The sequence below is a fragment of the Pseudomonas sp. TUM25319 genome, from assembly GCF_056388475.1.
The window spans coordinates 6,354,321-6,375,571 of sequence record NZ_CM150751.1 but is presented as its reverse complement, the minus strand read 5'-3'; the positions used below and the strand labels follow the sequence as shown (position 1 = coordinate 6,375,571).

23 protein-coding genes are annotated in these 21,251 nt (G+C 60.9%); 10 read left to right on the top strand and 13 right to left on the bottom strand.

What is annotated here, in order from left to right; genetic code table 11:
- Positions 1–167 precede the first annotated feature (167 nt).
- Together iteA and iteS are read left to right on the top strand one after the other, a co-directional pair.
- On the top strand, positions 168–1,346 hold the full coding sequence (gene iteA, locus AC05QJ_RS28855; RefSeq protein WP_476744607.1) for an anti-phage ATPase IteA: 1,179 nt from the start codon (positions 168–170) through the stop codon (positions 1,344–1,346).
- Positions 1,297–3,567, top strand: a complete 2,271-nt coding sequence (gene iteS, locus AC05QJ_RS28850) for a S8 family anti-phage peptidase IteS (RefSeq protein ID WP_476744606.1) — start codon at positions 1,297–1,299, stop codon at positions 3,565–3,567. The genes iteA and iteS overlap by 50 nt, the downstream gene beginning before the upstream one ends.
- Before the next feature lie 489 nt (positions 3,568–4,056).
- Here the strand turns inward: iteS and AC05QJ_RS28845 are convergent, their stop codons facing one another.
- Complete coding sequence (locus AC05QJ_RS28845) at positions 4,057–4,536, bottom strand: hypothetical protein (RefSeq protein WP_476744605.1); 480 nt, start codon at positions 4,534–4,536, stop codon at positions 4,057–4,059.
- A 191-nt stretch (positions 4,537–4,727) separates the two neighbouring features.
- Here AC05QJ_RS28845 and AC05QJ_RS28840 point away from each other — a divergent pair, with 191 nt between their 5' ends.
- The 3 genes from AC05QJ_RS28840 to AC05QJ_RS28830 all read left to right on the top strand — a co-directional run bounded on the left by AC05QJ_RS28840 (position 4,728) and on the right by AC05QJ_RS28830 (position 6,330).
- Positions 4,728–4,997 carry a helix-turn-helix domain-containing protein gene (locus AC05QJ_RS28840; protein WP_476744604.1) on the top strand — a complete coding sequence of 90 codons (270 nt, stop codon included), beginning with the start codon at positions 4,728–4,730 and terminating at the stop codon, positions 4,995–4,997.
- Positions 4,998–5,436: 439 nt separating this feature from the next.
- Positions 5,437–5,853 carry a hypothetical protein gene (locus AC05QJ_RS28835; RefSeq protein WP_476744603.1) on the top strand — a complete coding sequence of 139 codons (417 nt, stop codon included), beginning with the start codon at positions 5,437–5,439 and terminating at the stop codon, positions 5,851–5,853.
- 33 nt (positions 5,854–5,886) lie between these two features.
- Positions 5,887–6,330 carry a hypothetical protein gene (locus AC05QJ_RS28830; RefSeq protein WP_476744602.1) on the top strand — a complete coding sequence of 148 codons (444 nt, stop codon included), beginning with the start codon at positions 5,887–5,889 and terminating at the stop codon, positions 6,328–6,330.
- Positions 6,331–6,552: 222 nt separating this feature from the next.
- On the opposite strand, the gene AC05QJ_RS28825 is transcribed toward AC05QJ_RS28830, so the two are convergent.
- Positions 6,553–7,542, bottom strand: a complete 990-nt coding sequence (locus tag AC05QJ_RS28825; RefSeq protein WP_476744601.1) for an asparaginase — start codon at positions 7,540–7,542, stop codon at positions 6,553–6,555.
- A gap of 93 nt (positions 7,543–7,635) precedes the next feature.
- Positions 7,636–9,078, bottom strand: a complete 1,443-nt coding sequence (locus AC05QJ_RS28820) for an alanine/glycine:cation symporter family protein (protein ID WP_476744600.1) — start codon at positions 9,076–9,078, stop codon at positions 7,636–7,638.
- Positions 9,079–9,256: 178 nt separating this feature from the next.
- Here AC05QJ_RS28820 and AC05QJ_RS28815 point away from each other — a divergent pair, with 178 nt between their 5' ends.
- Positions 9,257–10,075 (top strand): helix-turn-helix domain-containing protein, encoded by an 819-nt coding sequence (locus AC05QJ_RS28815; RefSeq protein ID WP_476744599.1) that lies wholly within the window; start codon positions 9,257–9,259, stop codon positions 10,073–10,075.
- Positions 10,076–10,078: 3 nt separating this feature from the next.
- Here the strand turns inward: AC05QJ_RS28815 and AC05QJ_RS28810 are convergent, their stop codons facing one another.
- Positions 10,079–10,897 carry a TSUP family transporter gene (locus tag AC05QJ_RS28810; RefSeq protein ID WP_476744598.1) on the bottom strand — a complete coding sequence of 273 codons (819 nt, stop codon included), beginning with the start codon at positions 10,895–10,897 and terminating at the stop codon, positions 10,079–10,081.
- Complete coding sequence (locus tag AC05QJ_RS28805) at positions 10,897–11,940, bottom strand: TauD/TfdA family dioxygenase (RefSeq protein ID WP_476744597.1); 1,044 nt, start codon at positions 11,938–11,940, stop codon at positions 10,897–10,899. Before AC05QJ_RS28805 ends, AC05QJ_RS28810 begins: the two co-directional genes overlap by 1 nt.
- A gap of 292 nt (positions 11,941–12,232) precedes the next feature.
- Here AC05QJ_RS28805 and AC05QJ_RS28800 point away from each other — a divergent pair, with 292 nt between their 5' ends.
- Both AC05QJ_RS28800 and AC05QJ_RS28795 read left to right on the top strand, forming a co-directional pair.
- Entirely contained in the window at positions 12,233–13,117 is an 885-nt protein-coding gene (locus tag AC05QJ_RS28800) for a sugar nucleotide-binding protein (RefSeq protein ID WP_476744596.1), read from the top strand.
- Positions 13,110–14,039, top strand: a complete 930-nt coding sequence (locus tag AC05QJ_RS28795; RefSeq protein ID WP_476744595.1) for an NAD-dependent epimerase/dehydratase family protein — start codon at positions 13,110–13,112, stop codon at positions 14,037–14,039. The genes AC05QJ_RS28800 and AC05QJ_RS28795 overlap by 8 nt, the downstream gene beginning before the upstream one ends.
- Positions 14,040–14,159: 120 nt before the next feature.
- Here the strand turns inward: AC05QJ_RS28795 and AC05QJ_RS28790 are convergent, their stop codons facing one another.
- From AC05QJ_RS28790 to AC05QJ_RS28770, 5 genes are all read right to left on the bottom strand, one after another.
- Entirely contained in the window at positions 14,160–14,843 is a 684-nt protein-coding gene (locus tag AC05QJ_RS28790; RefSeq protein WP_476744594.1) for an OmpW/AlkL family protein, read from the bottom strand.
- A 108-nt stretch (positions 14,844–14,951) separates the two neighbouring features.
- Positions 14,952–15,473, bottom strand: coding sequence for a DUF3299 domain-containing protein (locus AC05QJ_RS28785; RefSeq protein WP_476744593.1), 522 nt, complete (start codon positions 15,471–15,473; stop codon positions 14,952–14,954).
- An 11-nt stretch (positions 15,474–15,484) separates the two neighbouring features.
- Positions 15,485–16,750, bottom strand: a complete 1,266-nt coding sequence (locus tag AC05QJ_RS28780; RefSeq protein WP_476744592.1) for an ABC transporter permease — start codon at positions 16,748–16,750, stop codon at positions 15,485–15,487.
- Positions 16,750–17,469: an ABC transporter ATP-binding protein gene (locus tag AC05QJ_RS28775; RefSeq protein ID WP_476744591.1), complete on the bottom strand. Its 720-nt coding sequence runs from the start codon at positions 17,467–17,469 to the stop codon at positions 16,750–16,752. Before AC05QJ_RS28775 ends, AC05QJ_RS28780 begins: the two co-directional genes overlap by 1 nt.
- A gap of 47 nt (positions 17,470–17,516) precedes the next feature.
- The gene (locus AC05QJ_RS28770; RefSeq protein ID WP_476744590.1) at positions 17,517–18,095 is read right to left on the bottom strand and encodes a DUF2796 domain-containing protein; all 579 of its coding nucleotides are present in this window, start codon (positions 18,093–18,095) and stop codon (positions 17,517–17,519) included.
- A 131-nt stretch (positions 18,096–18,226) separates the two neighbouring features.
- On the opposite strand from AC05QJ_RS28770, the gene AC05QJ_RS28765 reads away from it, so the two are divergent.
- A complete protein-coding gene (locus AC05QJ_RS28765) occupies positions 18,227–18,571 on the top strand; it encodes a hypothetical protein (protein WP_476744589.1) in 345 nt (114 codons plus the stop codon).
- A gap of 88 nt (positions 18,572–18,659) precedes the next feature.
- Here AC05QJ_RS28765 and trxA read toward each other — a convergent pair whose 3' ends face one another.
- From trxA to AC05QJ_RS28750, 3 genes are read right to left on the bottom strand one after another with little or no spacing between them, the layout of a single operon-like run.
- Positions 18,660–19,532, bottom strand: a complete 873-nt coding sequence (gene trxA, locus AC05QJ_RS28760; RefSeq protein WP_476744588.1) for a thioredoxin — start codon at positions 19,530–19,532, stop codon at positions 18,660–18,662.
- A 42-nt stretch (positions 19,533–19,574) separates the two neighbouring features.
- Complete coding sequence (locus AC05QJ_RS28755; RefSeq protein WP_476744587.1) at positions 19,575–20,225, bottom strand: class I SAM-dependent methyltransferase; 651 nt, start codon at positions 20,223–20,225, stop codon at positions 19,575–19,577.
- Entirely contained in the window at positions 20,226–20,675 is a 450-nt protein-coding gene (locus AC05QJ_RS28750) for a YbaY family lipoprotein (protein ID WP_476744586.1), read from the bottom strand.
- A gap of 109 nt (positions 20,676–20,784) precedes the next feature.
- On the opposite strand from AC05QJ_RS28750, the gene nrdR reads away from it, so the two are divergent.
- Positions 20,785–21,249 carry a transcriptional regulator NrdR gene (gene nrdR, locus AC05QJ_RS28745; RefSeq protein WP_476744585.1) on the top strand — a complete coding sequence of 155 codons (465 nt, stop codon included), beginning with the start codon at positions 20,785–20,787 and terminating at the stop codon, positions 21,247–21,249.
- Positions 21,250–21,251 lie beyond the last annotated feature (2 nt).

Here is a 21,251-nt window from a genome sequence, read left to right as displayed (position 1 = left end):
GGCCAATTGCCTTCGTTCGGAAGGTGTTTGGTGAGATCGTTGAAGCAGATCCGATGAGTGGTGTGTTCGTAGTGAATCACTAGCGCATGAAAGCGAAACGATATCTGATCAATGCGCTACACTCTCGCCGAAATCCGAAACAGATCCCCCTCTGAGCGAATCAACTTGTGGAACACCTCTCTGAAATCTTGAAGATCCTGGATGGCGCGCTTAAGGCGAACGCCAGCATGGCTTCGAACTATGCAGGCCTGCTGGCAGACAAGCTGGAGAGCGATGGCGATAAGCGTCAAGCTCGCATGATCCGGGAGCGGCTTGCCCGGGCACCTGCTGCGCTTGCTAGTGCGCAGGATGCGGCTAATGGTTTTAGCTTCTCCAACCTCCCAACAGATGGTGAAAGTCATCTACATACTGTCGATGTGAGCAGTCCAGAGCTGGGTAGGGATTTGCTGTTGCTATCCAGTGCTGTGGAAAGCCGGGTACAGGAGTTCCTGGCCAACGTTCGCAGGTTTGATGATTTGGCACGTGTAGGAGCTGCAACGGCTAGTCGTCTACTTACCTATGGACCTCCGGGAACAGGTAAGACCAAGCTGGCCCGCTATGTGGCCGCAAGTCTGGACCTCCCACTTCTGACCGTGCGCTGTGACACCCTTGTGAGTAGTTTGCTGGGTCAGACCAGCCGAAACCTGCGGCGCGTTTTCGAGTATTCGCAACAGCGGCCATGCGTCCTTTTCTTGGACGAGTTCGATGCATTGGCCGGTGCTCGCGGTAACGAAAGGGACATTGGTGAGCTGCAGAGGGTCGTTATTGCGCTGCTGCAAAACATTGATGCTGTGCCAGAAAACACCATAATTGTTGCTGCCACGAATCATGACCAGCTACTGGATCCAGCAGTCTGGCGTCGTTTCAGTTTCCGTCTTCCCATGACGGAGCCTGATTTGGCTCTACGTAAATTGCTCTGGAAGCAGTATCTGGAACCCTTCAGTGCTGAGGGGCTGGACGTTGAGCATCTGGCAAAAATCTCATCCGGAATCACCGGCGCAAATATTGAACAGGTGTGTTTGGACACCAAACGTGCGGCTGTGCTTTCGAACCAGTCAGTGATAGATGAAGACCAATTGTTCCGCCGGTTGGGTTTGAACCTTGCGCTGACTGATGGCCGAGTGCTATCTACTACGGAATCAGAAATTCGATGGCTCAATGGATGGGCGCCTAGGTTCTTCTCTCTCAGAACGCTGGGAAGGCTTTACGACCTATCCACTAGGCAAATTAGCAAGATCCTCAAGGAGGAGGTCGTCAGTGGCTCGCAAGAAAGCACCCGTGCAGGCGTCGTTGAATGCGCGGGTTGAAAATCCGTTCATCCACATTCCATTCCAATCTGCGGATCTTTCCTCCGTGCCAGGCGGGCGAGGAAAAAGTAAAGAACTTGTGGATGTTGATGTCGCGTATCGAAACGCTCTTGCCGAGGCGCTCACTCAGGCGAGCAGGGCGCTTGCTCATGAGCAGACACTTTATCCACAAGCTTTCACCCACCTGGTGCTGAAGCTGCGTGAAACCGGTATTGCCAAAAGTCATCGTCCCATCAAGCTCGCCGAGGAGGCGAGCCTTGAGCCGGCGGGCCATGCGCGCATTGACGAAATGTTGGTTGGCGCATCTGCGCAAAGCCTGAGTACGTTCAATAATGTGATCCTCAAGCGTGACACGATCGCCATCAGGTGCAATCTCAGTGCTATTGAGTCGATCCAGCCATGGGACCGTAGCCGTAGAAACCCTGAAGGCAGCAAGCAGTTGCTCGACTATGGTCGAGCGGTACTCAGGTTTTTCCAGTATCAGCACGACAGTTTCAACACGTTCAATTATGAAACGGTGCTACGTACCCTGAAGTCGCTCTCACTACCTTTTATAGAGATTGCGCAGGGGCGAGGATTACCCATCATTGGCATTCAGGACCTTGATCGAATCACTGATGCCGGTTTGGACCAGTTGCTGGATTTTCCTGGTATCAGGAGGATTTATGCAGAGCCGGTCTTCAGGCCCCGTAATACTTTGATAGTGCCACAGAGTGGTTCCAGTGCTACCCACACACCAGAAAACTCGGTGACGCTACCCACTGTGGCGGTCTTTGATACAGGTGTAAGTCCAGATGCCAGCTCCATTGCAGGGTATGTGAGAACACGCCAAACATATGTGCTTCCGCCAGACACCAACTATGAACATGGAACCGCCGTTGCTTCATTGGTTGCCGGAGGCTCGTTCTACAACGGCAAGCATGCGTGGATCCCGACTACACCCGCGTTGATCCATGATGTGTGTGCCTTGGAGGTAACTGGTTCACACATGAGTGATCTTGAGGAGAGGTTGCGGGAAGCGGTAAAGCGTCGACCAGACGTGAAAGTATGGAATCTGTCGATCGGTGGCGACCCATGCGACGAAAGTGCTTTCAGTGATTTTTCGATGGCCCTCGATGAACTGAGTGACAAGTACCAAGTGCTCTTTGTTGTCGCGGCAGGCAACTACAATGACATCCCCCGGCGGAACTGGCCCACCCAGGAAGCACTTTTCGACAGGATCTCGACTCCTGGAGAGTCTGTCAGATCACTGACTGTCGCCTCTGTTTCTCATATTGATGCAGCGGATAGCCTGTCTGCAGTGGGGCATCCTGCACCATATTCAAGGTGCGGACCTGGTCCTGTTTTTACGCCTAAACCGGATATCACGCATGTCGGTGGTGGAGTACATGCGCCTTGGTCGGCGGGTTCGACCAGTCTCCAGGTTTTGGCTCCTCGGAACTATCTCTATCCCTCGTTCGGAACAAGTTATGCCGCTCCACTTGCGTCGTGTATGGCCGCTCATGCATGGCAAGCGCTGACAGGGCGTCAGACTCCAACTCCGTCTCCGTCATTGGTGAAGGCGTTATTGATTCACTCTGCACAGTTGTCATCGCCGGATTACAGTTCGTATGAGCGCAGATACTTCGGAGCAGGTCGACCTGACGACGTGATGAATGCGTTGTATGACTCAGACGATAGCTTCACATTGGTATTTCAAGCGAACCTGGTGCCGGGAAACATGCGGTGGCGAAAGACACCGTACCCAATTCCAGATGTGCTGATCGAGGATGGGAAATTTCGCGGGGAGGTGATCATGACGGCAGTTTATGCCCCGCCGCTAGATCCCAATGCTGGTAGCGAATATGTTCGGGCCAATATTGAACTGAGCTTTGGGCTTATAGAGGGCAGCACCATCACCGGCAAGGTGCCGATGGAGAGCGAGGAGGGTCAGAGTGGGTATGAAAGTGCGCAGATTTCTAGCGGCAGTAAATGGTCTCCGGTGAAGGTTCACCGCAAAGCCTTCCCGAGGGGGTTGGCCGGCACCAACTGGGGGCTTCAAGCTACTGCCTTGCTCCGTGCCTATGAGCCTACGCTTACCGAGCCATTACCCGTAGACATTATTGTTACCGTGCGCTCGATTGACGGAGATCTTAGAGTCCGTGCGGCTGGTATGCGGGCTCTCGCACAAACGAACTGGGTGAACAGTGCTCTGCCTGTTCGGGTACCAATTCGTCTATGAACAAGAGAGAACGGCTTGAAATTGAAAAGCGAGCCCGAACGGCGTTGTCACGACTTATGTCTTGTGATGCGGTATCCAAGAGGCTTTCTGTCGGTTCAACCGGCCCGTTGCACGAGTTTGATATTTATGCTGAAGGGATAGTGATTGGTGGCGTGTCTACTGGTACTTACAATACCTCTGGTGGCAACCCGAATACTGCTTCTCGTGATCGTGCATGTGCTGAGCTCCTGTGGCTTTCACTATGGCCAGGAGACGAGTCTCGCGTCCACGTTCTCACGGACAGGCTTTTAGCCGAGTGGCTCTCGACAAGGTTCAATCGTGCTCCGTTTTCTCGCCGAATCGATATCTATCACTATGATTGGGAGTTAGATTTGATCTCTCATGTTAGGGGGATTGGGGCTGAGACGAAGACGCACACCGTAGAGGCGTTTAATTAAAGAGTGTGAATGGTTTCTTTGTTGGCGTGTCCTCTTCTGCAGAACGCGATTCTTAGTCGTAGAGAAAACTGTATCTCGCGGGGTCAAAAAGGTTCATCGGAAGCCCGGCAGCTAGGAACACAGTTTTCTTGACTATCCCTTTGATGCTGCTTCGTGAAGGCAATTCCCCGTACAGGCCGGCGTCGGTACGGTACTGAATGTGCGTTTCGGCTGTGTCCAGGTCGAAGCAGACCATCACCTCAAGTAGCTTATCGAGTCTCCACTGCCCTGAGCCGTTGACGTCGCCGGGGGTGGAAACAGCGATGTCGTTGATGCAGACATCGTTACAGCATTGGATTCTATGAACCAAAGGCTGTAGTTCTAGGGGCTCCGAGAGGAAGATGACGCTCTGCTCCTCGTTTGGACTCATGCCACGGGTTACCGTGATCTGAAACCATGGATCGCTGGTATCAAGCCGTTTCCAGCTCTTCAGGCCGTCGACACCGGCACCCGCTTGTGCGTTCACCTCTTCTGAAAGATCCGTAATGAACACGTTTTTCTCCGCTATTCGCTGATTGAGGTCGGCTCTGGAGGGGTATTCGTGGCAGTGACGGCAATCCGTTCTGCCAGCGACCAAAGCCTGAAAAATCGGTTGCTACCGGAAAAAGTCATCATATACGGCATGCAGTATAGATGTTCTGTTGCATAGAAGGCCTTATCGTTACTTTTGCGGATTGGTTGCAAATGGGACGTAAGGGTTCATTCGGAGCAGCGTTGAGGGCGATCCGGGTTAAGAAAAATCTCTCTCAGGAAATGTTGGGCCCGAGCCAGCCGTTCATCAGTGAGCTGGAGCGTGGGCTGCGCAGCCCTACTGTTGAGAAATTGGAACAGCTCGCCGCTGCTCTGGAAATCAGCCCTGTGACTCTTTTGGCCTACTCGCATCTGGACGAGAAGGAATCAGTCGATGCGCTGCTCACAACAGTCCGTGATGAGCTTCGCTCCCTAGGGTTGTGAGGTCAAAGTTCTACTGAGCCATTGGCTAGGTACAGACGCTGCCCTGCGAATGAAGCTGCTCGGCATCGAAGCAAAGAATGTAAAAAATAGCCGGTTTTTGGTGCAGATATTTTACAAATTATTTTACGTTTTTCGGCTTGTATTGATTGAAACACTGATATAATGGGCAAAATCAGTCGCTTTGAGCACTCTTGGGTGTGTATAACAATATTAAATTGTAAAACTCGGAACGGAATGACCTGAAACCCGCGAGTGTTCTCGCGGGTTTTTTTTGTCGAAAAATCGGAGTTTGACTCGAGCCCTACAGGTGGAGAACTTTTTCAGGTGGACTTTCTTACTTTGCATGTAGGATTTGTCTGGTTTTTCAGTTGTGCAGGCGGGGCGCGCTCGCAGGAGCATGTATGGATGTAGTATCGGGCACTTTTATGGAAGGTGAAAAATGCCCGAGCAAAATAGCGAGAAAGTAAAACCGAAAATTGTAATTCCAGACGAGGGCGATGAGTTTCAGGTGCCAGGCTTCTCCGAGGCTTATGACGCCTTCATTGACGAAGACCCCTCTCGGATAGCGGAGTCAAATTGGCCGGGGTTTGCATTATTTATGCTTGGTGGGATTATGGCCCTTATCGGGGCATGGAACCTGTTGGTCGAGCCTCTCAGCATCGAGAACAAAGCCTTGTCGTCTATAGGTGCCCTCATAATGCTCGCTGCTGTAAAGGTTTCCCGCGATGCAGCAGGTGTTTCTCCTCGGGATTACCTGACCCGCGAATACGAGTTGTTTGATGACGAGGGGCCGCTTAGTGAAGGCTACGCGCCCGTCAAATACCTGGGTGAAGATAGATTCCGTGTCAAATATTAAACCGCTGCTGAATAGGCTTTGAGCAGTTAGGTAGTGGCAAAGGTTAAAATTAACATTCCTCCAATTGGGGTGGCGTTCCAGGTTCCACGATTCGCTGAACGTTATGAAACATTTCTGAACGCCAATCCTTCTGCCAGACCCAGGCTCAAGATTTTCGCGCTGTTGCTCGTAGTTATGAGCGCTTTTGCCCTGGTTAACGGATTGCTCGCTGGCGGGTTGGGGTACAGATATATGGCAGTGAAACTGATCGATGGCACTTTTGATGTCCATTACATTAGAGTTCACCTGGTTTTTATCTTTCTTATTGGCGGCTCTGTATTATTGATCGGCATGGCGATGTTCAAGGACGGGGCGGGCGTCTCTGCCGAGCAATTTCTGGCCGAGGAGTACGAGTTGATTGGCGAGGAAGGTGAGCTATCGGATCGTGCCTCTTGTCTCCACTATCTGGGAGAGGGCCAGTTTTTGGTCAAGCGCTGATTCAATCCCACAGGTTCTTGCCCTTGAGATGAACCCTGGACCCGCCCACTCAGTGAATCTGGAGACGCGTGGCAGGTCGGGCACTGTGAATCGACAATCGCTGGCTGATTAGAGGCTAGTGCGGATGGTTTCGGGATCTCTCGCGAGGTCCTTCGCAGCCAAAGCAGCTGTGACTTGAGATGTTTAGATACCCATGCAGCGATAGGCCCCTGAAACCAGACCCTACGCCCGCTCCCCACACAGATCCAGCGCGAACCAATGCCGCGCCGTCGCCAGGTCCAGCCCGGCGCCCAGCAGTGCGAACAACTTGCCCAGCGCTGCCTCACGGGTCATGCCACCGGCCGACACCAGCCCTGTATCACGCAGGCGGCTGCCCGCGGCGTAAGTGTCGAACACCACGCTGCCTTCCGGGCACTGGCTGATGGCCGCGACAAGTACGCCACGCTCGCCGGCCTCGCGCAGGGCTTCCAGCAGCGCCTCGTCGTCCGACGGGCCGGTACCGCTGCCATAGCACTCCAGCAGCAGGCCCTCGATGCCGGCGTTCACCAGCGCCCGTACATGCACTGCCTGTACGCCGGGGTAGACCGGCAGCACTGCCAGGCTCACCTCGGTTCTTGGCTGGCAATAGCTCAGCTCCGCCGGAACCTCGGCAGCCCGTTCGCCGTCGCGATGACGGGGCAATTCGGCAAAGGCATCGAAGGCTTCGCTGCGCAGTTTGCTGGCACGCACGCCCGACATCAGTTTGCCGGCGAAGAACAGGTGTACGCCGCTTTCGAGCCCCCTGGCGAGCAGCGCCAGGGCGCCACCGAGGTTGTCCCAGGCGTCGCTGTCCGGCGCGCCGGCCGGCAGCATCGAGCCGGTCAGCACTACCGGCAGGTCGAGCCCCAGCAGCAGGAATGACAACGCCGCCGCGCTGTAGGCCAGGGTGTCGGTGCCGTGCAGCAGCAACACGCCATCGTGGCCGTCCTGTTTCACCGCCTCGACAATGGCGTCGCGCATCGCCAGCCAGTTGGCCTGCTGCATGTTGGCGCTGTCGAGCAACGGTGACATCTCCCGCAGCGTCCATTCAGGGCCCGGAGCCTCGGGATGCTCGGCCTGCCAGTCCCGCATACGCGCATCGAAACCGCCCGCCGGCGCCAGGCCCTGGGGTGTCTGCAGCATGCCGATGGTGCCGCCGGTGTAGAGGACGAGGAGATTCTTGACTGCGCGCATAACGGTAGTTCCGGAGCTAAAACACAAAATCGGGGCGTAAAAAAGCCGCCCGCGAAGGGGCGGCTCTCTGTGTGGAGCGACAGCCGGAGCGGATCAGCGCTGGGTTTGCGCTTCGCCCGCAGGCTGACTGGCAGCGGCTTCGGCCTTGGCACCTGCCGGCCAGGCAGCGCGGTCCAGGTCCAGGTCGGCGAACTTGGCCGAGTCGAACACCGGCTGGTCGATACCGGCCTTGCGCTGCTCGTCGTAGTCGCGCATCACACGCAGGCCGATCTTGAACAGCAGGGCCAGGGCGATCAGGTTGACGAAGGCCAGCAGGGTCATGGTGATGTCGGCGAAGGCGAACACGGTGCCCAGGTTCTGCACCGAACCCCAGACGATCAGCGCCAGTACCAGAGCGCGGTAGGCCATCAGCACCAGTCGGTTGCGAGTCAGGAACTGCAGGCTGTTTTCGCCCAGGTAGTAGTTGTAGAGAATGCAGGTGAAGACGAACAGCGACAGGGCGACGCTGACGAAGATCCGGCCCCAGTCACCGACGACCGCTGCCAGGGAGTTCTGGGTCAGGACGATGCCGTCACCTTCGAAGCCCGGAGTGTAGAAGCCAGACAGCAGGATCAGCAGCGCGGTGCAGGTGCAGATCACGAAGGTATCGAGGAACACCGAGAACGCCTGCACCACGCCTTGGGCGCCAGGGTGCTTGACGGCGGCAACGGCGGCGACGTTTGGCGCACTGCCCAGGCCCGCTTCGTTGGCGAACACGCCACGCTTCACGCCCATGACGATTGCGCTGCCCAGCAGGCCGCCGAAGGCAGGATCCAGGCCGAAGGCGCTTTTGAAGATGGTTTCCAGCATGGCTGGTACATGTTCGATCTGGGTGCCGATCACGTACAGGGTCACGCCGATGTAGGCCAGGGTCTTGACCGGAACCAGCAGGTCGGACACCGAAGCGATACGCTTGATGCCGCCGACGAAGACGATCGCCAGCAACACCGCCAGGGCGATACCGGTGTGGCTTGGGTCGAAGCCGAAGGCGTTCTGCAGCGAATGGGTCACGGTGTAGGACTGCAGGCCGTTGAAGGCGAAGCCGTAAGTGACCAGCAACAGCAGCGAGAACACGATCGCCATGCTCTTGATCTTCAGACCGTGCTGGATGTAGTAGGCCGGACCGCCGCGATACAGGCCGTCGCCGTCGGCGCGCTTGTACACCTGGGCAAGGGTACATTCGAAGAAGCTGCTGGACATGCCGACCAGCGCGGTGACCCACATCCAGAACACGGCACCGGGGCCGCCCAGGGTAACGGCGATGCCGACACCGGCGATGTTACCGGCGCCGACGCGACCGGCCAGGCTGAGCATCAGCGCCTGGAACGAGCTCAGTTGGCCAGCCTGGCCGCGCAACGATTCCTTGAACACACCGAACATATGGCCGAAATGGCGGAACTGGACGAAACGGGAGCGGATGGTGAAATAGCTACCCAGTCCGACGATGAGCACGATAAGGAGTTTCCCCGAAAGGAAATCGTTGAGCGCTTCGAGCATGGCAGTGACCTCGGATTCTTATTCTTTGCAGGAAAGACAGGTAGGCCGGCGTCGACGCGCTCGGTCCATGGGGCGCATGTTTCTCTATGACACCTGTGGTTACAATTTCGCCAGTTGCTCTGAGTTGGTGCGACTTGATGCTAGACTAGCGTCTGTCGCATCAAGTCCGGATTTCCCCATGAGTGAACACCTCGGCCCCAACCTCAAATTGGCCTGCAGCCATTACCGCTCTATTTCAGAGGTTTGCCGCCAGCTCAACATCAACCGGGCGCAGTTCAACAAGTACCTCAGCGGGCAGAGTCAGCCGACGGCCTACAATCTCAAGCGCATCGGCGATTTCTTCGGGGTTGAGGATTACGAGCTGATCTTGCCGCCGGAGCAGTTTGCCCGGCTCATCGGGGCCCGTAGCAGCAGCGTCAGCCAGCCGGTGCGCAATGACCCGCTGCTCGATCTGCTGCAGCCGCTGCGGCATCACGCCGGCAACCTGTCGCGCTACTGCGGCTACTACTTCGAATACTCCAACTGCATGTCGGTGCCGGGCAGCATCCTGCTGTCGCTGGTGCACCTGCGTGAGGAGAACGGAAACTTCCTGTTCGAGCGTCAGGAGCGCCAGGAACGCTCCAGCAGCACCGACGTGCAGGCCGAAGACTGGGTGCGTTGCCGCTACCTGGGGGCGGCTTTCCAGCTGCAGGACCGGCTGTTTCTGCTGGACTACGAATCACTCACCGTCAACGAGATGAGCCAGACCATCCTCATCCCCAGCTTCAAGAGCCGTATCACGCGCCTCAACGGCCTCAAGACCGGCGTTTCCAGCGGTGACCGCCGTACCCCGGCCTGCACCCGGGTGGTGTGGGAGTACCTTGGGCCGGAGATCAATCGCATCAACGCTTACCGCCAGGTGAAGTTGTACCGTCCGGACGATCCACGGATCGATGACGACGTACGCGAGCGCCTGACCGTCGGGCCGATCAGCAACGGCCTGTTCGAGATCGAGTAGGCATCACGGCCAGGTCATGACCACCCATTCCACCAGTGGGTTGCTGGCGTCCAGCAGCAGTTTCAGCGCCATCACGCAGCAGACGGTCACCACCAGTGGGCGAATCAGCCGCGGCCCGAAATAGACGGCGCAGCGGGCTCCCAATTGCGCGCCGATCACGGCGAACAATGCCATGACCAGCGCCAGCGGCCAGAGGATCGCGCCGCTGGCGGCGAACACCGACAGTGCCCCGAGGTTGCAGGCGGCATTGAGCAGTTTGCTGTTGGCCACTGCGCGCAGCAGGCCCTGGCCCAGGAGCAGGATGAACGCCAGCATGAGGAACGAACCTACCCCGGGGCCGAACACCCCGTCATAGAAGCCCAGTAGCGGCGCCACCAGCAGGCAGAACAGACGGATGGACAGCCTTGGTGTGCGTAGTTGCTGGTCGTTCAGCTTCGGGCTGAAGGCGAACCAGGCGGCCACCCCCACCAATAGCGCCGGCACGGCGGCTTGCAGCAACTCGGTCGACACCAGCCTCAGCGACAGCGCTCCCACTGCGCCGCCGGCGAAGGCCATCAGCGCCATCGGCCAGCCGCTGCGCCAATCGAGCATGCCGCGTCGGGCGAAGGTGACGGTCGCCGAAACCGTTGCACTGGCGGCCTGCAGCTTGTTGGTGGCGAGGGCTGCCAGTGGGTCGATGCCGACCATGAACAGCATCGGCAGGGTAATCAGGCCGCCGCCACCGGCGATGGCGTCGAAGAACCCCGCCAGCAGCGCTACGGCGGCGAGGATCAGGAGCAGGACCAGGTCGATTTCCTGCACTGGCGGGGACGTCCACATCATCAGCCGCACACCAGCAGCGGATCTTCGCGGATCACCAGCGGGGTGGCGAAGCGTGAGTAGCCGAACAGGCGCACCAGCAGGCGCCGATTGTCCTGGAGCAGTTCGCGGCCGTGGAGGGCGCGGGTGTTGTTGACCAGCAGGACGGTATCGGGCTGCAGCACGAACTCCAGCGGAGCGGTCTGTGCCAGCCGGTTCTGGAAGGCGTCGAAGGCTCGGGCGGCGGCATCGCTGGCATACTCGTTCAGCGAGAAGCGGTAGGCGTTGTAACGCACGGTGAAGCCGCCCTGTTCGTCGAACTGAACGATGGAGGTGGCGTTGCCGCCGTCGCCGCGGCCTTTGACAAAGCATTCACTGCGGGTGAAGTCGAAGGAGCGCGAGGTCAGTGCCAGCAGGTCGAGGCTGCCCAGCCCCTCGATGACGGGGCGCAATGGTACGATCAGGGTCGGCTCGTCTGCCGGGTTCCAGCGTGCGGCGAGGATCAGCGCTGACGGTGCCGGCGAGTGGCCGTCGACGGCGTGTACCGAGCAGTGGTAAGGCGCCTCGGTGTGCGGGCCCAGGCGCAGCCCCGCGTGCGAGCTGAGCTCCACCGGGTTGTGCCGGTCTTCATCGGCGCGTGGCTGACGGCCTCCGCCCTTGAAGTTGCCGACCAGCCGCACATGCTGGCCGTTGTTGTCGATATCGAAGGCAAATGCGTGATAGCGCACCAGCTCCAGCAGGATCTGGTTGCGCGAGGCGAGATACAGGCAGGTGAGGTCCCGCTCCAGCTCGGCCAGCGTTGGCAGGTGGGTCGGCACCTCATCGTGGCGAGGCGGCGACATTCTGGAAAACAGCAGGACGGCGAGCCTGCCGTCGGCGAACAGGTTGACCGTCGCCTGTTGCACCGTACTCAGGCTGCTCTCCAGCAGGCGTGCCCAGAGCCGGGCCTTGAGCGCGGCGCCGGGCACCTGCGGGCCTCCGTGGCGGGCGAGGTCCAGGCTCCCCTTGTGAAGCTGGTCCGCCTGGTGTTTGTCGAAGAAGAGGGTGGCGACTTCCGAGTCCTGCATGGGGAATCTTCCTTAGCGTTCTGACGGTGAGGTGGCGATCTGTGCCGGGGATGGCACCTGACAGCGGAACAGGTAGCCGAGAGCGCTAATTGAAGGCGGTTTTTTCAACTGACGAAGTCAGCGGGTTCTTTTGGCGGTGTAAGCTGATTCCTATTTAGTAGTGTGGGAAACCGGACGTCCCTGCTCTCGGGTTTAAACGTGACGTGCCTTTGGGCGGGTTGGACTTCCCCTGGCGGAAGCCGCAAACTATGCGCTTTCCTTTTCAATCAACCTGAGCGGACCTGCTGAACGTATGCGAATGCGCCTGATGCTGTTGGGTGGTGGAAATGCCCTTGGGCAAGCGCTGATTCGTCTCGGTGCGGAGGAAGACATCGGCTTTCTCGCGCCACGCCCGCCGGAGGACGGCTGGGATGCCGCCAGCCTGACCCAGCTGCTCGACGACACCCGCCCGGACGCCCTGGTCAACCTTGCCTATTACTTCGACTGGTTCCAGGCCGAGTCGGTCAGCGAACAGCGCCTGGCTTCCCAGGAACGCTCGGTGGAACGTCTGGCCGAGTTGTGCCAGCACCACGAGATCATCCTCGTGCAGCCTTCGAGCTACCGGGTGTTCGATGGCTCCCGCGCCACCGCGTACAGCGAGAAAGACGAGCCGGTGCCGCTGGGATCGCGCGGCCAGGCGCTCTGGCGGATCGAGCAGAGCGTGCGTGCCACGTGTCCGCAGCATGTGCTGTTGCGCTTCGGCTGGGTGCTGGACGACAGCATCGACGGCGTTCTCGGACGCTTCCTGACCCGTGCCGAGCACGCCCAGGAACTGCTGCTGGCCGATGACCGCCGTGGCAACCCGACCCCGGTGGACGACGCCGCCAGGGTCATACTCTCGGTGCTCAAGCAACTCGATTGCGCAGCCCCGCTGTGGGGCACCTATCACTACGCCGGTAACGAAGCGACCACGCCGCTGGCCCTTGGCCAGGCGATCCTCGGCGAGGCTTCGCAACTGCGCAAGCTGGCGGTGGAAGCCCCGACCGCCCAGGCACACGCAGCCCGCCCCGATGCCTTCGAAGAGCCGCAACACGCCGTGCTGGCCTGCAAGAAAATTCTCCACACCTTCGGTATCAAGCCACGCGCCTGGCGCTCCGGCCTGCCGACCTTACTGGATCGATTCTACCGTCATGGCTGATGCCCCCATTCTGATCACCGGTGGCGCCGGTTTCATTGGCTCCCACCTGTGTGACGCGCTGCTGGAAAAAGGCTACGCGGTGCGTGTGCTGGACGACCTGTCCACCGGCAAGCGCGACAACCTGCAACTGGATCACCCTGCGCTCGAACTGATCGAGGGCGATGTCGCCGATGCCGCCCTGGTCGCGCGGGCGGCCAGTGGCTGCAAGGCTGTGGTCCACCTGGCTGCGGTAGCGTCGGTGCAGGCCTCGGTGGACGACCCGGTAAAGACTCACCAAAGCAATTTCATTGGCACCCTGAATGTCTGCGAGGCCGCGCGCCTGGCCGGCATTCGCCGGGTACTGTTTGCCTCGAGTGCGGCGGTGTACGGCAATAATGGCGAAGGTCAGTCCATCGTCGAAGATACGCTGAAGGCGCCGTTGACCCCGTATGCAGTGGACAAGCTGGCGGGCGAGCAATACCTGGACTTCTACCGTCGCCAGCATGGCCTCGAGCCGGTGGTGTTCCGCTTCTTCAACATTTTCGGGCCGCGCCAGGACCCATCCTCGCCGTATTCCGGCGTCATCAGCATTTTCTGCGAGCGCGCCTTGAACGGCACGCCCATCACCGTCTTCGGCGATGGCGAGCAGACCCGGGATTTCCTCTACGTCGGCGATCTGGTGGCGGTGATGGTCCAGGCGCTGGAGTTGGCCGAGGTGCAAGAGGGGGCGGTGAACATCGGCCTGAACCAGGCGACCTCGCTGAACCAGTTGCTGGCGGCGCTGAAGACGGTGCTGGGCGATCTGCCCGCGGTGAGCTATGGTCCGGCGCGCAGTGGCGATATCCGCCATTCGCGGGCGGACAACAGCCGGTTGCTCGCGCGCTTCGCGTTTCCGGTGCCGACGCCGCTGGTCGAGGGTCTGGCGCGGTTGTTGGGACGTTGATTCGGTAAAAAAGCAGGGGCCGCTTCGCAGCCCTTCGCGAGCAGGCTCGCTCCCACACACACTTGCAGGAGCGAGCTTGCTCGCGAAGGACCGCAAAGCGGCCCCTGTTGTTTGCTGTGCTTAGAACTTGTAGCCCAGGCCCACCATGTAGACCCAAGGATCGATATCCACATCGACCTTGGTCTTGCCTACGCCCAGTGCGGACGGGCCGTCGATGCTGGCTTTGGTATTGATATCGACGTACCAGACCGATGCGTTGAACAGCAGGTTGTCGGTCAGCATGTAGTCCATGCCCAATTGGCCGGCCAGGCCGACCGAGTTCTTCATCTTCATGTTGCTGAAGCCTTGGGCCTTGCGGTTGCTGCTCAGGTCTTCGTCGAAGAACAGGGTGTAGTTGATACCGATACCGGCATAAGGCTGGAACTTCGAGCCGGCGTCCATCGGGTAGTACTGCAGCGACAGGGTCGGTGGCAGGTGCTTGATGTCAGCCAGCTTGCCGTCCAGGCTGGCGCCCAGGCCCTTCACACTGACTTCGTGCTGGAAAGGGGTGGCCGCCAGCAGTTCGACGCCGACGTGATCGGTGATCATGTAAGCGAACGCCAGGCCAAGCTGGGTATCGCTGTCTACGGTGGCCTTGGTGCCGCCAACTTTCACGCCGTCGAGTTTCAGGTTGCCGCTGTCCTCGTTGGGGGCGACGGTAGCAGCGCCGGCACGGACGATGAATTCACCGGCCTGGTGGGCGTAGGCGGCAGGGGCTGCAAGCGCGAGGGCAATCAGCGAGGCGCCGAGCAAGGACTTGTTCATGGAAGCTCCGGGGGGACATTTGGATTCGATGGTTCCAATGTTAAGGAGCTGCCGACCGGCGGTTTTTGATTCAACTCAATAAAAGCGAAGGCGACGCGGCGCGGGCATTCATTGTAGTTCGTAGGCGTAGATTTTCTCGGCATCCATCTGGTATCCGGCTTCGGCCAGCTCGCTGGACGACGACTGGACTTTCATCGGTCCCTCGATCCAGTAGGGCTGGTACAGCTCTTCGACCCTGATGCCGATCTCGCTGAAGACATGGACGATCTGATTGGACGGCGGCGGTGGCACATGGATGCAGGCGCCGTAGTAAGGCACCAGCAGGAATTCTGTAGTGCGGCCTTCCTCGCTGACTTCCAGCGGCACGATGTAGCCCGGCAACTTGACCTGCTGGCCGTCCAGTTCCTTGACCACCGGCGCGTCCGGTACCTGCTGGTGCGCTGCCGGAGCGGCCTCGGCGGTCAGGGCGTCACCGAGTTGCGAGAGTTGTGCGAGGTCGTGCATCGGCGTCAGTTGCGGTGTGATCACCGGCGCGCCGGGCGGGATCAGTTGCGGCCATTCCAGGGTGCGGGGCTCGCCTGCCCAGGCGGGCAGGGCGAGAAACAGCAGAAGCAGCAGAACACGACGCATCGCGGGGTTACTCAGAGATGAATGGACAGGCCGTCGGCGAGTGACTGTCGATAGGCCCGCCAGGCCGGGATGCTGCCCATCAGCAACGCGGCACCGAGAATGATCGCCAGCAGGGTCCACTCATGAGGGCTCGGCCAGGCCAGCGGCAGGTATAACCCATAGTTGGCCTGCACGTAACCCTGTGCCGCAGCGATCCCGCCATAGAGCAGCGCCAGCCCGACGCCGATCCCGGCGACCGACAGCGCGAAGGCCTCCAGCACCAGCAGTCCGCCAACATGCCAGGGACGGGCCCCCACCGACCGCAGGATGGCCATTTCCCGGCGACGCTCGTTGAGGCTGGTGAGGATTGCCGTGAGCATGCCGATCAGACCGGTCAGGACCACGAACAGCGAGACTACGAACAGCGCCTGTTCGGCAGTGCCCATCAGGCTCCACAGCTCCTGCAGGGCCACGCCAGGGAGGATCGCCAGCAATGGCTCACCGCGGAATTCGTTGATCTCGCGCTGCAGCGAAAAGGTCGCCACCTTGTTGTTCAGGCCGAGCATGAAGGCGGTGATGGCTTGCGGGGTAAGGTCCATGTTGCGCGCCTGGTCGGCGCTGATGCGGCCATCGCCGCGAGCCGGCACGCCGTTGTGCCAGTCGATGTGGATGGCTTCCATGCCGCCGAGACTGATGTGCAGCGTGCGGTCCACGGGCGTGCCGGTGCGCTTGAGAACCCCGACCACGGTGAAGGGTTTGTCGTCGTGCTTGACCAGACTGATGGCGGCGACGCCATGGGCCAGCACCAGTTTGTCGCCCAGCTTGTAATGCAGGGCCTCGGCCACTTCGGCACCGAGCACCACTTCGAAGGGGTCGCTGGCGAAGGCGCGGCCTTCGGCCAGTTGCAGGTTCTGCTTGCGGCCGTACTGGTAGTGCACGAAGTAGGCGTCGGTGGTGCCCATTACCCGGTAGCCGCGGTGCGAGTCGCCCAGGGAGATCGGGATCGCCCACTTCACCCGACGGTCGTTGGCGTAGTGCTCGAAGCTGTCCCAGCGGATGTTGTTGGTGGCATTGCCGATGCGGAACACCGAATACAGCAGCAGGTTCACCGAGCCCGAGCGGGCGCCGACGATCAGGTCGGTGCCGCTGATGGTGCTGGCGAAGCTGGCGCGGGCCTCGGTACGAACCCGTTCGACTGCCAGCAACAGGCACACCGACAGGGCGATGGCGAAGGCGGTGAGAAAGGCGGTGAAGCGGCGATTGGCCAGGCTGGCCAGGGCAAGACGAAGCAGGTACATCAGGCCTCCGTGTCGCTGGCGGGACGGGCCGCGCGGTTGAGTTCGGCGAGGGACAACTGGCGGTCGAACAGCGGCGCCAGGCTCTGGTCATGGCTGACGAACAGCAGGCTGGCGCCGGCGTCGCGGCACTCGGCGAACAGCAGGCGGATGAACGCCTCGCGGGTGTCGGCGTCCAGTGCCGAGGTGGGTTCGTCGGCAATCACCAGCTCTGGCTGGCCGATCAGCGCGCGGGCGGCGGCGACTCGCTGCTGCTGGCCGATGGACAGGCTGTCGGCGCGGCGGGCGAGCAGGGCCGGGTCTTTCAGGCCGAGGTGGGCGAGCAGCTCGGCGGCCGCTTGGGCAACGCTGCCGAAACGTTGCGTGGCGCGTTCGGCCCGGGCTTTGGAAAAGCGGCAGGGTAGCTCGACGTTCTCCCGTACCGAGAGAAACGGCAGCAGGTTGAACTGCTGGAAGATGTAGCCGGTGTGGTCGACGCGGAAGCGGTCGCGGGCGCTCTGGCTCAGTGCGCTCAGATCCTGGCCGAGCAGGCGGATACTGCCGCGGTCGGCCTTCTGCACGCCGCCGAGCAGGCCCAGCAAGGTGGTCTTGCCGCTGCCGCTGGGGCCCTTGAGAAACAGCGATTCGCCGGCTTCGAGGCGCAGCGCCGGAATGTCCAGCAGGGGCGGATGTCCCGGCCAGGCGAAGCCCAGGTCGGTCAGTTCAATCAGTGCCTGGCTCATAAATCGACGCCCGGGTTACCCCGGGCGCTTCACTGGCAGAAGGTGGCTTAGAAGTTGATCGTGGCGTTTGCGGGCGTGGCTTCCACACCTTGCTGGCCATTGGGTCCGATCAGTTGTAGCTGGATTTTCTGGGTCGAGGGGTAGGTCTTGAACAGCGGCGTCAGGTCCAGGGTCTTGAGCTTGTCGGGGCTGGCGCATTCCAGGCGGTAGTGGGCGTGGATATCGCTGTGGCCGTGCTCGTGCTCGTCGGCGTCGCCATCGTCGTCCTTGGCCGGCTTGTCGCCGAACAGCGGGCTTTCCAGGTCGGTGTCGCTTTCCTTGCAGCCTGCGGCGGGGGGCAGGCCGAACAGCTTCAGGGGTTGTTCAAGCTGTGCACGCACGGCGGCGACCTTGGCCTTGTCGGCGTCGCTGGCGGCGGCGTGTTCGAAGCCCACCAGGTTCATCGCCGGGCTTTCCAGTTCCAGCTCCAGGGTGCTGCCATCGAGTACGGCATTGAGGTGGGCGACGCCGTGCTCGTGGGCGCCGAGGCTGCCGTGTTCATGGTCATGATCGTGGTCGTGATCGTCGTGGGCCATGGCAGCGAGGGGCAGCAGGGCGAAGGGCAAGGCAAGCAACAGGCGACGCATGGCGGTACTCCGGAGCGGGCTTGGAAAGGTTTTGAAATGTTATAACAGATTTGTCGGCCCTTGCCAGCCTCGTTGGCGATTCTTCATGAAGCGTGGGAGCATGACGGCCTTGATCGACGGAGGATGCAAACGTGCGAATTCGCGGACACATCGGCGAGTGGCCGGTGGATTTGACCCTGGAACTGGATCCGGCCGAGTGGGCCAGTCTGGCTGGGCGAGTAGCGGAGTCGGTACCGGGCGAGGTGGCTGCTCCGGCGGCAGGCGGCCAGCCGCGGGCGGACGATTCACAGTGGCTGGCGGCGCGGGAGCTGTTGCGCAAGGCGGGGCAACTGGACGGGCCGGCGCTGCTGGAGCAACTGGAAGGTCTGGCGGGCAGTACGGCGGCGGGCAAGCGCTTGCTGGTCCGTCTGCGGCACAGCAGTGAGGTGAAGGTGGAAAGCGGGGCGGATGCGCCGGTGTATCACTGGGTCGGGTGAGTGATCTTCAGGGCCTCATCGCCGGCAACGCCGGCTCCCACACATACTTGTGGGAGCCGGCGTTGCCGGCGATGAGGCCTGTACAGACTCAGTACAGGGCAGCGAACAACTTGCGGCGATACACACCCACCAGCGGATGGTCATTGCCCAGCAGTTCGAACACCTGCAGCAGGGTCTTGTGTGGCAACCCGCCTTCATAGCCACGATTGCGCTTGAACAGCTTCAGCAGTGCTTCCAGCGCAGCCTCGTACTGCTGGCGCGACAACTGCTGGATGCTCAACTGATACGCCGCTTCGTCGTCCTCGGCATTCTGTGCCAGGCGGGTCTTCAGGTCGGCGACTTCCGGCAGGTCCTTCGCCTGGCGCAGGAAGGTCAACTGCGCTTTCGCGCCCGCCAGTGCCGCCTTGTGCTCGTCGCTCTTGACCGCGTCCAGCACGGTCTGCGCCTCAATCAGCTCACCGCGTTCCGCCAGGCAACGCCCATAGAGAATCAGCGCCCCAGCGTTGCTGTTGTCTTCGCTCAGCAGTGCCTTGAGGGTGGCTTCGGCTTCGCTGTAGCGCCCTTCGGTGAACAGCGCCTGGGCCAGTTCCAGCGGGTCGGCGGCGGCTGGCGGCGGCATCTGCACATGGGGTTCGAGCAGGGCGCGGATCGCCGACTCGGGCTGGGCACCGGCGAAACCGTCTACCGGCTGGCCGTCCTTGAACAGCACCACGGTGGGCAGGCTGCGGATGCCGAAGCGGGCGACGATGTCCTGCTCGATGTCGCAGTTGACCTTGGCCAGCAGCAGCTCGCCCTGGTACTCCTCGGTGATCTTGGCCAGCACCGGCATCATCGCCTTGCACGGCGCGCACCAGTCGGCCCAGAAGTCCACCAGCACCGGCTTGTGGTGCGAGTTGGCGATGACCACCTGATCGAAGTTGGCGACGGTGGTATCGAATATGTACGGGTTGTCCTGACTCATCTCGACTCTCGCGAACGCATGAATGCCGCCAACTATACGGGCTCAGCGGCTGGCGTGGTACAGGCTGACCTGGCGAAACTCATGGGGCTCGGCCAGGTCTGGCAGGGTGAGGGCGTGCAGCGTGTCCAGCTGGCGGTACTGCGGGTGGCGAAAGTCGCGGACCCGCGAGTCCGCCACCAGCGCCTGGCGCCCGCGGCTGAGGAAGTGATCCAGCAGCGGCAGGTTGGCGCGGTCGTAGAGCACGTCGGCCACCAGCACCAGATCGAAGCGGTCGTCTTCGGCGAAGAAGTCGCTGGAGTAGGCCAACTCCACGCCGTTGAGGTCCGCGTTGGCGCGGCTGGCCTGCAGCGCCAGCGGATCGAGGTCGCAGGCCACCACTTCCAGTGCACCGGCTTTCTTCGCGGCGATCCCGGCGATGCCGGAGCCGGCACCGAAATCCAGTACGCGCTTGCCTTCGACCCATTCCGGGCGCTCGGCCAGATAGCGTGCCATCGCCAGGCCGCTGGCCCAGCAGAAGCTCCAGTAAGGCGGCTCTTCGAGGATGCGCCGGGTTTCTTCCGGGCTGAAGGCGCGGTCCATGTTGTCGGCGTCGATCAGCCAGAGTTTCAGCCCACACTCCGGCAACTCGCTGACCACCAGTTGCGCATCGCCCAGCAGCCCGCTCAGGGCCGCCTGCAGTTCAAACGGCGCCATCTACGGCGCCGTTTCCAGTTGCAACGGGCCGAAGGCCTGGGTGTCGGCGCGGGTCACGCTCAGCGGCTTGAGGTGCAGGATCAACTGGCCGGACTGGCTGGCGCGGGCCCGCAGCTCGACCCGACCACCCGCCGGGAACACTTCAGGGTTGAAGCGCAACTGGAAAGGCAGGGCCTGACCGGTGCCGTCGTAGGTGTCGCTGGCCAGCAGGCGCTGCGGGCGGCCGCGCTCGTCGATCACCAGCAGGGCGACTTCGACCTCGGCGCCACGGGGAATATTGGTGAAGCTGCCGCTCAATTCGCGCTGGTAGGCGGGCAGCGGCGTCGGCACATGGACGTGTTTGGCGACCGGCTTGGCCGGTGGCTGTGGTGGCACGGGCTTGGGGGCTTCGCTGCTGCAGGCGGCCAGCAGGGCGGCGAAACCGAGCACGGCAAGCGCTCGATACGACATGGTGTTTTTCCTTGGGGGGCGTATTTCCTCACTGGATGGTAACCCCTTTGGCTTGTCTTGCCAGTCGGATGCGCTACCATGGCCCTCCCTTTTTTTGTTGCCTGCCACCATGCACTGTCCCTTCTGCGGTGCCAACGACACCAAAGTCATCGACTCGCGACTGGTCGCCGAGGGCGAGCAAGTGCGCCGCCGCCGCGAATGCGTGGCCTGCGGCGAGCGATTCACCACCTTCGAAACCGCCGAGCTGGTGCTGCCGCGCCTGATCAAGCAGGACGGCACCCGCCAGCCCTTCGACGAAGAGAAACTTCGCGCCGGCATGCAGCGCGCGCTGGAAAAGCGCCCGGTCAGCGTCGAGCGCCTGGAAGCCGCGCTGGTGCACATCAAGCACAAGCTGCGGGCCAAGGGCGAGCGCGAGGTCAAGTCGCTGGTGGTGGGTGAGCTGGTGATGGCCGAGTTGCAGAAACTCGATGAAGTCGCCTATATCCGCTTCGCCTCCGTCTATCGCCGCTTCCAGGATCTCGACGAGTTCCGTGAAGAGATCGACCGTCTGGCCCGCGAGCCTGCCAAAGAGTGAAC